The organism is Novosphingobium sp., from assembly GCF_019748365.1.
Lineage (GTDB): Bacteria > Pseudomonadota > Alphaproteobacteria > Sphingomonadales > Sphingomonadaceae > Novosphingobium.
Genome location: NZ_JAIEPN010000034.1, coordinates 32865 through 44593 on the forward strand (window position 1 = coordinate 32865; position 11729 = coordinate 44593).

General features: G+C 67.6%; 12 protein-coding genes. All 12 read right to left on the reverse strand.

The features are described 5' to 3' along the window. Positions 1-345 (reverse strand): hydroxyisourate hydrolase, encoded by a 345-nt coding sequence (uraH, locus tag K5Q19_RS04780; RefSeq protein WP_292941740.1) that lies wholly within the window; start codon positions 343-345, stop codon positions 1-3. Then, positions 342-1535, reverse strand: a complete 1194-nt coding sequence (locus K5Q19_RS04785) for a urate hydroxylase PuuD (RefSeq protein WP_292941742.1) — start codon at positions 1533-1535, stop codon at positions 342-344. Before K5Q19_RS04785 ends, uraH begins: the two co-directional genes overlap by 4 nt. Next, the gene (uraD, locus tag K5Q19_RS04790) at positions 1532-1972 is read right to left on the reverse strand and encodes a 2-oxo-4-hydroxy-4-carboxy-5-ureidoimidazoline decarboxylase (protein ID WP_292941744.1); all 441 of its coding nucleotides are present in this window, start codon (positions 1970-1972) and stop codon (positions 1532-1534) included. Before uraD ends, K5Q19_RS04785 begins: the two co-directional genes overlap by 4 nt. Then, positions 1969-2349, reverse strand: a complete 381-nt coding sequence (hpxZ, locus tag K5Q19_RS04795) for an oxalurate catabolism protein HpxZ (protein WP_292941746.1) — start codon at positions 2347-2349, stop codon at positions 1969-1971. Before hpxZ ends, uraD begins: the two co-directional genes overlap by 4 nt. Further along, on the reverse strand, positions 2346-3248 hold the full coding sequence (gene puuE, locus K5Q19_RS04800) for an allantoinase PuuE (protein ID WP_292941748.1): 903 nt from the start codon (positions 3246-3248) through the stop codon (positions 2346-2348). Before puuE ends, hpxZ begins: the two co-directional genes overlap by 4 nt. After that, the gene (locus K5Q19_RS04805) at positions 3245-4429 is read right to left on the reverse strand and encodes an alanine--glyoxylate aminotransferase family protein (protein WP_292941763.1); all 1185 of its coding nucleotides are present in this window, start codon (positions 4427-4429) and stop codon (positions 3245-3247) included. The genes puuE and K5Q19_RS04805 overlap by 4 nt, the downstream gene beginning before the upstream one ends. Before the next feature lie 43 nt (positions 4430-4472). Further along, on the reverse strand, positions 4473-5702 hold the full coding sequence (locus K5Q19_RS04810) for an allantoate amidohydrolase (RefSeq protein WP_292941750.1): 1230 nt from the start codon (positions 5700-5702) through the stop codon (positions 4473-4475). Continuing rightward, on the reverse strand, positions 5696-7279 hold the full coding sequence (locus K5Q19_RS04815; protein WP_292941752.1) for a gamma-glutamyltransferase: 1584 nt from the start codon (positions 7277-7279) through the stop codon (positions 5696-5698). Before K5Q19_RS04815 ends, K5Q19_RS04810 begins: the two co-directional genes overlap by 7 nt. A 13-nt stretch (positions 7280-7292) precedes the next feature. Beyond that, the gene (locus K5Q19_RS04820; protein ID WP_292941754.1) at positions 7293-8219 is read right to left on the reverse strand and encodes a 5'-methylthioadenosine/S-adenosylhomocysteine nucleosidase; all 927 of its coding nucleotides are present in this window, start codon (positions 8217-8219) and stop codon (positions 7293-7295) included. Then, complete coding sequence (locus K5Q19_RS04825; RefSeq protein ID WP_292941756.1) at positions 8216-9562, reverse strand: NCS2 family permease; 1347 nt, start codon at positions 9560-9562, stop codon at positions 8216-8218. Before K5Q19_RS04825 ends, K5Q19_RS04820 begins: the two co-directional genes overlap by 4 nt. Further along, positions 9559-10893, reverse strand: a complete 1335-nt coding sequence (locus tag K5Q19_RS04830; protein ID WP_292941758.1) for an AtzE family amidohydrolase — start codon at positions 10891-10893, stop codon at positions 9559-9561. Before K5Q19_RS04830 ends, K5Q19_RS04825 begins: the two co-directional genes overlap by 4 nt. Further along, positions 10890-11729: bile acid:sodium symporter family protein (locus K5Q19_RS04835; RefSeq protein WP_292941760.1), on the reverse strand; the 840-nt coding region annotated here is incomplete at its 5' end. The genes K5Q19_RS04830 and K5Q19_RS04835, both read right to left, overlap by 4 nt.

Genomic DNA, 11729 nt, shown 5'->3' on the forward strand with positions numbered 1-11729 from the left:
TCAGCTCCCCCGATAGGTCGAATAGGCAAAGGGCGAGACGAGCAGTGGCACATGATAGTGCCCCCCTCCTGACTCTGGAGCGTCCGAAACCCCGAACGCGATCCGAACATCGCCCAGAAACGGCGGATCGGGCAGCGCCACGCCCTCGCCTGCGAAATACTCAGCAACTGCAAAGGTCAGCGCATAGCGTCCCGGTGTCAGCTCGGGCAGGCCCGGGCAACGCCCATCGGCATTGGTTTCCCCGGCGAACAGCGCTTCGCCGTCCGCATCCTCAAGCCAGAGCTGCATCCCCGCCGCCGGCTTGCCGTGCATGGTATCGAGCACATGGGTCGAAAGGGTCGTCATTTCGAAGCTCCTGCGGCAATCCAGCGGCCCAGCATGTCGCGTTCGGCCCGGGTCATGCCGGTGGTGTTGCCCAGCGGCATGATCTCGGCATCGACCGCCACCTTCTGCACCCGCGATGCAAACTGGCGGGCCTCGGCCTCGGTCTCCAGCATCACTCCCAGCGGCGGCGCGCTGACCAGATCGCTGGTCGGCTTTGCGGCATGGCAACTCGTGCAGTGCTTGGCGAAGATCGGCTGCACGCTCGCCCAATCGGCCGGGCCCGCCACAGCGCTTTCCGCCCGCACCGGCAGCGTCGCCTTCTCCGCCGAAACATAGGTCACGCTCACCAGCGCCAGCACGGCGGCGACCGCCATGGCCTTTGCGGTCGGCTGGCCGCGGTGCCGCAAGTTGAACACATGCCGCACCGCGACTCCGGTCAGCCCCAGCAGCGCCAGGACCAGCCAGGGCCGCGCTGCGCCGAAGGTCATCGCGTAGTGGTGGCTGATCATCACGAACAGCACCGGCAGGGTCATGTAGTTGTTGTGGAGCGAGCGGCTCTTCGCCGCCTTGCCCAGCGCCGGATCGGGCACTTCGCCCTTGACCAGCGCGGCCACCACCTTGCGCTGGTTGGGGATGATCACGAAGAACACGTTCCCCACCATCGCCGTGCCGATCATCGCGCCGACATGGAGGTAGGCCCCGCGCGCGCTGAACACCTGATCGAGCCCGAAGGCCGCTGCAACCAGCACCGCAAACCACGCCGCGCCCAGCGTGCGGTCATCGCGCCCCAGCGGCGAACGACACAGGCCATCATAGACCAGCCAGCCACCGACCAGCACCGCCGCCCCGATGCCGGATGCCTGCAGAGGCGTCAGCGCCGCCTTGGCCGGGTCGATCAGGAAGCTCGCCGCGCCGACCCAATAAACGAGCGCCAGCAGCAGGAAGCCCGTCACCCAGGTGGTGTAGGCCTCCCATTTGAACCAGTGCAGGTCCTCGGGCATCTGGCTCGGCGCGACCTGATACTTCTGCTTGTGGTAGAACCCGCCGCCGTGGACCGACCAAACCTCGCCCGAGGCCTCGCCGGACTTCGGCGGCACCAGATGGTTGTCGAGCCATACGAAGTAGAACGAGGAACCAATCCACGCGATGCCGGCCGTCAGATGGAACCAGCGGATCGCCAGATTCAGCCATTCGGCCCAATCGATCATCATCGCGCGTCCTCCAGACGGAGGCGAACGATCTCGCCGATCTGCGCGATGGCCGTCGCAATCTCGGTTTCGCGGTCATTCACCAGCCGGGCTTTCATCGCGGCCAGAATCCCCGCCTTGTCGGTTAGCCGCACGCAGATGATGAAGGGAAAGCCGAAACGCTCGCGATAGGCCGCATTCAGCGCATGGAACCGCGCGAATTCCGCCTCGCTCAGCCGGTCCAGCCCCGCGCTTGCCTGCTCCGCCGCCGAAGCCTCGGTCAGCGTCCGGTCGATCGCTGCCTTGCCCGCCAGTTCCGGATGCGCGCGGATCAGCGCCAGTTGCTCTTCAGGCGTTGCCGCATGGACCACCGCCATCAGGTCCGCATGCCGATCCCCGCTCGAAGGCAGGGCATCCGCGCGCGCCTCGATCCACGGGCTATGCTCGAACAGCGCCGTCACGACGTCACCCCCTCAAGGCTCACATGCGCGGAAACGACCTTCCAGCCGTCCGCAAACTTCACCCAGCTCTGGCTCTGCCGCCCGCGCCGGTCCGAACCCTCGCGAAAGAACTCCGCGTCCGCCGTGGCAAAGGCATCACCGTAGACGGTGATCGCCACACGACCCAGCCGCCGCTGCGGCGAACCGCCGCGCCCTTTGCGGAACTCGCGGATGGCTTCGATGCCCCACAGCACCTCGCCCACGCCGAAGCGGTTGGTCGTCGGCGCATCGTGGAACAGCGCATCCATCGCCGGCAGATCGTCCGCCATCAGCGCGCGCTCGTACTCGGCGAAGGCTGCCGTCACTTCGGCCAGCAACACGGCATCGTTCACCTTCATGCCGCCAACTCCGGACAAGGATGCTCCGCCGCCCAGTGCCGCGCGATATCGATCCGCCGGGCAATCCAGGCATCCCCGCTCGCCAGCACATGATCGACAAACCGCGCCACCGCCCGCGCCCGGCCCGGACGGCCGGCAATACGGCCATGGAGGCCGATCGACATCATCCGTCCGCCTTCCTCGCGCAATTGCTCGAAAGTATCGCGCAAGTACCTGAAAAACTGCTCGCCTTCGGTAAAGCCATTGAGCGCCACGATCTTCATGTCGTTGGCATCGAGCGAGTACGGCACGATCAGCTGGGGCCCGCCATGCCGCCGGTCCCAGTACGGCAAGTCATCGGCATAGCTGTCCGCATCGTAGAGAAAGCCGCCCTCCTCCACCACCAGCCGCGCCGTGTTCGGCGAGGTTCGCCCCTGATACCAGCCCAGCGGGCGCGCGCCGGTCAGTTCGGTGTGCAGCGCGATGGCCTTGGCGATATGCTCGCGCTCCATCTCTTCCGGCACATACTGGTAATCGATCCAGCGATACCCATGGCTCGCCACTTCCCAATCGGCCTTCAGCATCGCCTCAACCGCGGCAGGGTTCATCGCCATCGCCGCTGCCACGCCGAACACCGTCACCGGCACGCCGCGCTCGGTGAACAGCCGGTGCAGCCGCCAGAACCCGGCGCGGCTCCCGTATTCATAGAGGCTTTCCATCGCCATCGCGCGGGCGGGATGGCTTGCCGCGCCGACCATTTCAGAAAGGAACGCCTCGCTGCCCTTATCCCCATTGAGGACCGAGTTCTCCGCGCCTTCCTCGTAGTTGATCACGAATTGCACGGCGACCCTGGCCCCGCCCGGCCAGCGTACCTCGGGCGGCGTCGCGCCATAGCCGACGAGATCGCGCGGGCTGTTCATGCCGCCTCCCATGCCGCCAGCGCTGCCGGCACCGCCGCACCCAGCGGAACCGCATGTCCCGCCGCTGTCAGGCACGCTTCCAGCGCCGCCAAGGTCAGCAGAACCTTGTGCTTCATCGCGTTGTAACCCATCGCGCCCAGCCGCCAGATCTTGCCCTGCAGCGGCCCGAAGGCGGTGCCGATCTCGATCTCGAAATGCGCACGCATCGCGGTGCGGATCGCCTCGCCGTCGACGCCTTCCGGGATGTATACGCCGGTCACATTGGTCATCCGATGCGCGTCGTCGCCATAGACGGTGAGGCCCATCGCCCGCGCACCGGCAGTCATCGCCGCGCCTGCCTTGCGGTGCCGCGCAAACCGCATGTCCAGCCCCTCGCCCAGCGCCACCCGCGCACATTCGCGCGCGGCATAGAGCATCGAGGTTGCCTCGGTGTGATGGTTGAGCCGCTTCTCCGACCAGTAGTCCATGATCATCGCGAGATCGAAGTAGTTGGACGGAATGCGCGGCCCCACGCCATCAGTGATATCCGCCCGCTTGATGCCCTGCTCGACATGCCGCCGCGCGAAGATACGCTCTGCCGCCCGATCCGAAATCGTGATCGGCGCCGAACCCGAAGGCCCGCCAAGGCACTTCTGCAGACCTGCGGTCACGATATCGACACCCCACCGGTCCGCTGCGATCTCCATGCCGCCCAAGGTCGCGCAGGCATCGACGTAGAGATAGGCCCCCGCCGCCTTGCACAGCGCGCCCAGCCCTTCGAGCGGCTGCGCCATGGTGGTCGAGGTATCGCCGTGCACCGTTGCAACCACTTTCGGCCCGAACCGTTCAATGGCCTCGGCAATCGCCTCCATCGGCACGACTTCGCCCCAGGGTGCGCTTACCGTCTCGATCTTCGCGCCGAGCCGGGTGAGTATCTCGGTCAGCAGCAGCCCGAAGCGCCCGAAGTTAACCACCAGCACCGTATCGCCCGGCTCGACGAGGCTGACGAGCGAGGCTTCGATCGCGGCGCGCGCGGTGCCGTCGATCAGCATCGTCCACTGGTTCTGCGTCCCGAACACGGGGCGATAGAGCGCCATGACCTGGTTCATGAACCCGGTCATCTCGGGGTCGAACTGGCCGAGCAGGTCCGCCGCCATCGCGCGCAGCACGCGCGGGTGGGCGTTGACCGGCCCTGGTCCCATCAAAAGGCGCTGGGGCGGATCGATCTCGCCGAACAAGGTGGGATCAAGCGTCACATTTCGCTCCCAAGTGTCTGATAAAGCCGGACATGACCGCCAGCGCCGCCTCGGCGTCCGCGGGTTCGACATGTTCGGCCGGGTTGTGGCTCACGCCGCCGCGGCAGCGCAGAAACAGCATCGCGGTGGGGCAGAGCGCGGCCATGATCATCGCATCGTGCCCTGCGCCCGAGACCAGCCGGAAAGGCCGCTGACCCGCCTCTTCGGTGGCGGCATCAAGCAGGTTCATCAGGTCCGGATCGCAGGGGCTTGCGGGCAGATCATGCACCTGTCGCACCGACAGGCCGAGGTCGCGCCGCCCGGCAATGTCGCGGAACCGGCGCAGGATCTCTTCCGCCGCCCGGTCACGCACGCCTGCATCGCCGGCGCGCACATCGAGCGTGAACCGGCTGCGCCCCGCGATCACATTGGCCGCGCCTGAAGGCACCTCGACCACGCCCACAGTGGCTACAAGGTCTGCCGGCCCTGCCGTCGCAACGTCCTCGGCGGCTAGCACCATTTCGGCCATGCCCGCCACGGCATCGCGGCGAAGGCCCATCGCGGTCGTGCCTGCGTGGCCAGCTGTGCCCGAGAGTCCGATCTCGAAGCGCAGCTGCGCGGCAATCCCTGTCACCGTGCCCAGCGCAAGCCCCTCCGCCTCGAGCACAGGCCCCTGCTCGATATGCGCCTCGAGATAGGCGATGACGTCACCGGGCTTGCGCTTGGCTGAGGGATAGGCCGCCAGATCGAGCAGATCGCCGAGCCGCACCCCGTCGCGGTCCGCCACCTCCAGCGCCGCTGGATCGAGCGTCCCCGCCACGGCCCGGGAGGTCAGCATGGCGGCGGGAAAGCGCGAGCCTTCCTCGTCGCCGAAAGCATAGACTTCGATGGCGAAAGGAAGCCTGATGCCGCCTGAGGAAAGCGCCGCAACCGCTTCAATTCCCAGCGTTACTCCAAGCGGTCCATCATAGGCCCCGGCATTGCGCACGCTATCGATATGGCTCCCGATCACCAGCGCCGGGGCATCCGCTGCCATGCCTTCATAGCGCCCGATCAGGTTCGCCGCCGCATCGCGCCGCACACTCATGCCGGCTTCGGTCATCCATGCAGTGATCTGGTCCTGCGCGGCCGTGTAGGCGGGTGAGAGATAGGTGCGCGTAAGCCCTTCGGCGCTGTCGCTGTAGGGCGGCAGCTTCAGCGCATCGCAGCGCGCAACAGCCCGGGCGCCACCCGTCACCATGCTGCCACTCCGCCATCGCTGCGCGGATCGGTTGCGCCATCAAGCCGCCCATCGGCATGGCGCACGATCGCCCCGGCGTGGCCCATCGTCGCCGTCAGTGGCCCGACGCGCTCCACCGCATGCCCGGCCGCCGCAAGGGCCGGGTAAAGCTCCGGCGCAAAGCCGTCCTCCAGCTTCAGAGTGGTGGACTGGTCCCCCCAGGTCCGCCCCAGAAGCCAGCGTGGCGCGCTGATCGCGCCCTGCAGGTCCGCGCCGAACCGCGCATAGCGGGTGAACAGCGCCGCCTGCGTCTGCGGCTGCCCCTCGCCGCCCATCGTGCCATAGGCCATCACGCGCCCGTCATCGAAGCGCGCCAAAGCCGGGTTGAGCGTGTGGAACGGCTTGCGATAGGGCTTCAGCGCATTCCAGCCGCTTTCCGCCAGCCGGAAGCTGCTGCCCCGGTTCTGCCAGGTGATCCCGGTCTTCGGCAGCACCAGCCCTGAGCCGAACTCGAAGTAGGTCGACTGGATCGCGCTAACCACGCGCCCTTCGCCATCCGCCGCGCCAAACCAGCAGGTGTCGCCCCACTGCGGCGGCTGCGGCCAGGGCAATGCCTGCGCGGGATCGATCTTCGCCGCCAGCGCATCGAGCGCAGTCGCATCATCCAGCAGCGCCTGAAAATCGAAATCGGTGAAAGCCGGATCGCCAACGTGCCGGTCGCGCAGCAGAAACGCCTGCTTGGTCGCTTCTACGAGGCCGTGGACATGGTCGAACCCGTCCGCCGCAGCCGCTTCGAGCCGGTCGAACAACGCGAGGATCAGCAGCGAGGCAAACCCCTGCGTCGGCGGCGCGCTATTCCAGACCTGCGCGCCGGCAATCCGCGTCGTCAACGGCTCAGGCCGCGTCGCGACATGCGCAGCCAGATCCGCTGCCGAGACCGGGCTGCCCAGCAGCGCGAGATCCGCCGCAATGTCCGCCGCCAATGCCCCGGTGTAGAAGCTCTCGAGCCCCTCCCCACACAGGCGCCGCAAGGTTGCCGCCAGCACCGGCTGGCGCAGCACATCGCCCTCCGCCAAGGGCCGACCCTCCGGCTCGAACGTCGCGCCATAGGCGCCCGGCTGCACGCGCAATTCCGGCCCCTTGGCTGCTGCAATCGCCGCCTGCCCCGCCGTCACCGCCACGCCCGCCTCGGCATGGGCCATGGCATCGCGTAGCAGCCGCTCCAGCGGCAGCGATCCGCCCGCGCTCGCCAGCGCCGCCGCCCAGCCGGAAATCGTCCCCGCCACCGTATTCGCCGCAAGCGGCCCGCGAAACGGCACCGCTTCCAGACCGGCATACATATCGAGCGAAACAGCCCCCGCCGCCCCGCCGCAGCCGTGGATGCCATGCACCGCGCCGTCCGGCTCATGGATCACCCAGAAACCATCGCCGCCGATCCCGGTCATATGGGGATAGACCACAGCCAGGCACGCCGCGACCGCCACGGTCGCCTCCACCGCGTTGCCGCCATCCTGCAGCACCGACAGGCCCGCCTGCGCCGCCAGATGATGCGGCGCGGTGACGATGCCCTTGCGGCCAGAGACTGTGCTGAGCGCCATCAGTCAGGCCCCATCAATCCGGCAATGCCGCGACGAAGGCCCGCACTACATGCGCCGAATTGGCCGAGGCGAGGTGCTCGAAGACATATTCCATGTTCTTGTGCGGGTCGCCGCCGGCAAGGTCGGAAAGGCTGCGGAACACGATGGCCGGAACGCTGTTGCTCATTGCCACCTGCATCACCGCGGCGCTTTCCATATCGAGCACGCGCGCCTTCCATGCCTTCTGCAGGTAGATGCGGAATGCGGCGTTGTCGGCATAGATGCCCGCCGTCACCCCCGTCCCGCCGACCACGATCTTGGGCATCTGCGGCAGGCACAGCGCCGAATCTGCGCGCATCTTGTCCGATGGCGGCACACAGCGCTCCAGTGTGATCGTGGGCACGACCTTCTTCGCCAGCGCCAGCAACTCGCCATCGACCGGGATGCGATAGACCCGCTTCATGGCTGCATCCTTGCTGGTGATCAGCGTCCCGCGCGGGAAGATGAAGTTCCAGTTCGCGGGCGATTCCGGATGGCCCTCGTCCGGCGGCAGCCACCCCTTCTTGGTGCGCCGGGCGAAGGATCCTTCGAGGTACTGCCCCCAGTTCTCCGCCACCACGACATCGCCGATGGACAGCGCCGGATCGACCCCGCCCGCGATCCCCGAGAACACGATCCGCTTCACGGTAAAGCGGTCGAGCACGATCTGCGTGCTCATCGCGGCGTTCACCACGCTGACCCCGCTCTGCATCAGCACCACCGGCTTGCCTTCCAGCGTTCCCGTCAGGAAGATGCTGCCGTTGATCTTGTGCTCCTTGGCGTCCTTGATCGTCGGCACGAGCGAGTGCCACTCGGGATAGAACGCCGTCATCACCACCGTGCGCGGCGTGTCATCGAGCTTCTGCGCGAGAGCGGGCGAGGCCATCAGCGCGGCGAATGCGAGGAAAATCAGACGGATCATGCGGCAGCCATCCAGGCAAAGCGCGCCACGAACAGCGCGGCGAGCGTGTAGAGAAACCAGTCCTTGATGCCTGCCTCGCCCTTGATGAGCTTGAGGAAGGCATGCGCGGTGATGCCGAAGGCAAGGCCATTGGCGATCGAGAACGTCAGCGGGATCATCGCCACCGTCAGGAAGGCCGGGATTGCCGCCATCGGGTCCTCCCAGTCGACCTCGGTCAGCGGCAGCAGCATCAGCCCGCCCATCACTACGAGTGCGGGCGCGGTCGCCGCGAGCGGCACGAGGCTCGCATAGGGCGCGACGAACATCGTCGCGAAGAACAGCAGCCCGCATATCACCGCTGTCAGGCCCGTGCGCCCGCCAGCCTGCACGCCCGCCGCGCTTTCGACGTAGCTGGTGACGGTCGAAGTGCCCGCCACCGCGCCCACCATCGTCGCCACGGCGTCGGTCATCAGGATGCGGTTGAGGCCCGGGATCTTGCCCGCCGCATCCATCAGCCCCGCGCGCTTGGTCACCGCGACCAGCGTGCCGATATTGTCGAACAGGTCGACGAACAGGAACACGAACAGGATTTCGACGAGCCCGAGCCCCGCCTTGCCCGAAAGCCCAAACACGCCCGGAATGTCGAGCTTGAACGCCGTCGCCGTCAGCGCCGCAAGGCTATAGGGTTCGGTCGGCGCATGGACCTGACCCATGACCCAGCCAGCCAGCGTAGTCAGCACGATGCCGATCAGCATCGCCGCGCGCACGTTCCACACCGAAAGCGAGCCGATGATGACAAGGCCGAACAGCGCCAGCGCCGGCCCCGGCTGGGTCACGCTGCCCAGCGCCACGAAGGTCGCTGGGTTGGCCACGACGATACCGGCGTCCTTGAGGCCGATGAAGCCGATGAACAGACCGATGCCGCCCGCCACCGCAGCAAACAGATGCTGCGGGATGACCGAGACGATCAGCTGCCGCACCCCCGTCAGCGTCAGGATCAGGAACGCGACGCCCGAAATGAACACGCAGCCGAGCGCGATCGGCCAGGGCACGCCCATCTGCTGCACCACGGTAAAGCTGAAATAGGCATTGAGCCCCATGCCCGGCGCCAAGGCCAGCGGCGTGTTGGCTACCAGGCCCATCAGGATTGAGGCAAAGGCCGCGGCAAAGCAGGTTGCCGCCGCGACCGAGGCTACCGGCAGCCCGGCCTGCCCGAGGATCGCCGGATTGACGAGCACGATATAGGCCATCGTGAGAAACGTGGTGAAGCCTGCCAGCACTTCGGTGCGCACATCGGTGCCGCGCGCGCTCAGCTGGAACCGGCGCTCGAGCATTCCCTGCTCGGCGGCCACTGCATCGCTCATGTCATTTCCCCCGCAAATGCGCTTTCCGGCATGGTCACGCCGGTGAAACCCCTGTCTTCAAGCTCTGCCGCCAGCCGCAGCAGCGCGCCCTCGCCGCCGCGCTTGCCGATCAGTTGCAGCCCAAGCGGCAATTGCCCCGGCCGCTTCAGCGGCACCGCCAGCACCGGCAGCGCGGTGAAGGTGATCGGCTGCGTGTGGATGCCAAGGTTCGCGCGCGCCGGGCTCGGCTCGCCATCGATCAGGATCATGGGATCCTCGATCAGCGGCGCGGCGCACGGCGTAGACGGCGCGAGGAGCACGTCGAAATCGGCAACCAGCGCCTCGATCCGCGCGATGTAGGCCGCGCGGAATGTCAGCGCCTGTTCGTAAAGCGCATCGGGCAGCAAGGCGCCTGCCATCAGCCGGTCGCGCACCGCCGGATCATACGTCATCGGGTCTGCCGCGAGCGCCTTGCGGTGCAGCCGCCCCCCCTCATAGGCCGTGATCACAAAGGCCGCGCTGCGCGCCCGCGCGACGTCGGGCAAGTCGATCAGCGGCGCATCGGGCGCCACCGCATCGATGGCGGCGAGCTGCGCCGGATCGGCATTCTCGCGAAACCGTCCGCCCAGCCGCGCGACCCTCGGCAGCGTGCTGGAGGGCAAAACCGCACCGCCACGCAGCGCGGCCCAGACCAGCGCCAGATCATCAAGGCTGGCCGCAAACGGCCCGATCTCGTCAAAGCTCTCGGCAAAGGGAAAGGTCCCCGCCAGCGGCAGATCGCCCCGCGCGGGCCGGAGGCCATAGAGCCCGCACAAGCTGGCGGGCACGCGCACCGAACCATTGGTATCCGATCCCAGCGTCAGCGGCACGAGCCCCGCCGCGACCGCCGCCGCCGATCCGCCGGAAGAGCCGCCTGCCAGCCGCGCCGCATCATGCGGATTGCGCGTGGTGCCATAGTCCGCGTTCACCGTGGCAAAGCCATAGGCAAACGCATCCATGTTGAGCGTGGCGCAGAGCACCGCGCCCGCTGTGCTCAGCCGCCGGATCGCCTCTGCATCTTCGGCCGCAGGAGCTTCCCGCTCTCGCGCCGCAGAGCCCGCCGTGGTCGGCAAGCCCGCCACGTCAAACAAGTCCTTCACCGCAAAAGGCACGCCCGCCAGCGGCCCCGGATCTTCGCCGCGCGCGATCCGCGCATCGACCGCCGCCGCTTCGGCCATGGCGCGCTCGGCCAGCACCCGCGTCACCGCAACGTGACCGTCCACGCGCAAACGCTCCAGCGCCTCGGCGACCACGCTCGCGGCTGACTGCGTTCCTGCGCGCACCGCCGCCGCGATGGCCGTCGCCGTCTTCATGCGCCGCCCTCGCCCAGCGCGATGCGGGCATGCTGTGTCAGCAATGCGAGATTGCTGCTCACCCCCGGCCGGCATTCTTCAGGCACCGGTAAGCCGATCTCGGCTGCACGCTCCAGCATCGCGGCCTCGTTCTGCGGCGGCAGCTTTGCCGCGGCCAGCGCCTCGCCCTCGCGGCGATAGCGACCCGCCAGCCATGCGCAGACGAAGAGCTGCAACTGGTGGAAGACCATCAGCGGCAGGATCACGATGCCCACCTGCGCGGGGGCAAACAGCGCGCCCGCCATCGGCACGCCCGAAACGAGGCTCTTCTTCGAGCCGCAGAAGAGGAGGACTATCGCATCCTCGCGCCCCAGCCCCGCAGCCCGCGCTGCCACGCCGTTGATCGCGATCACCACCGCCAGCATCGCCGCCGAAGCTGCCAGCAGCACGGCGAGGTCGAACGGCCCAACGCGCTGCCACACCCCGTTCACCACTGCCGCGCTGAACGCCGAATAGACCACCAGCAGCACCGAAGAGCGGTCCACCGGCTGCAGCAGTTTCTTGTGGCTATCCACCCACTTGCCGATCACCGGACGCAGCAGGTGGCCCACAACGAAGGGCAGCAGCAACTGCGAGGCGATCTTCTGGACCGAAGCAAGCCCGTCCATCCCGCCGCCAGCCCCGCCGCCGCTCTGAATGAACACCGCCACCAGCACCGGAGTGAGCACCACGCCGATCAGATTGGAAAGCGAAGCGCTGCACACCGCCGCCGCGACATTGCCGCCCGCCATCGCGGTCATCGCGATCGAGCTTTGCACCGTCGAGGGCAGCAGCGCGAGGAAGAGCAGCCCCATCGC

What these genes read in the sequence shown, in the direction of transcription:
- uraH (WP_292941740.1), bottom strand. Translation starts at nt 345, where the DNA reads ATGACGACCCTTTCGACCCATGTGCTCGATACCATGCACGGCAAGCCG.
- K5Q19_RS04785 (WP_292941742.1), bottom strand. Translation starts at nt 1,535, where the DNA reads ATGATGATCGATTGGGCCGAATGGCTGAATCTGGCGATCCGCTGGTTC.
- hpxZ (WP_292941746.1), bottom strand. Translation starts at nt 2,349, where the DNA reads ATGAAGGTGAACGATGCCGTGTTGCTGGCCGAAGTGACGGCAGCCTTC.
- puuE (WP_292941748.1), bottom strand. Translation starts at nt 3,248, where the DNA reads ATGAACAGCCCGCGCGATCTCGTCGGCTATGGCGCGACGCCGCCCGAG.
- K5Q19_RS04805 (WP_292941763.1), bottom strand. Translation starts at nt 4,429, where the DNA reads ATGGGACCAGGGCCGGTCAACGCCCACCCGCGCGTGCTGCGCGCGATG.
- K5Q19_RS04810 (WP_292941750.1), bottom strand. Translation starts at nt 5,702, where the DNA reads ATGGTGACGGGTGGCGCCCGGGCTGTTGCGCGCTGCGATGCGCTGAAG.
- K5Q19_RS04815 (WP_292941752.1), bottom strand. Translation starts at nt 7,279, where the DNA reads ATGGCGCTCAGCACAGTCTCTGGCCGCAAGGGCATCGTCACCGCGCCG.
- K5Q19_RS04820 (WP_292941754.1), bottom strand. Translation starts at nt 8,219, where the DNA reads ATGATCCGTCTGATTTTCCTCGCATTCGCCGCGCTGATGGCCTCGCCC.
- K5Q19_RS04825 (WP_292941756.1), bottom strand. Translation starts at nt 9,562, where the DNA reads ATGAGCGATGCAGTGGCCGCCGAGCAGGGAATGCTCGAGCGCCGGTTC.
- K5Q19_RS04830 (WP_292941758.1), bottom strand. Translation starts at nt 10,893, where the DNA reads ATGAAGACGGCGACGGCCATCGCGGCGGCGGTGCGCGCAGGAACGCAG.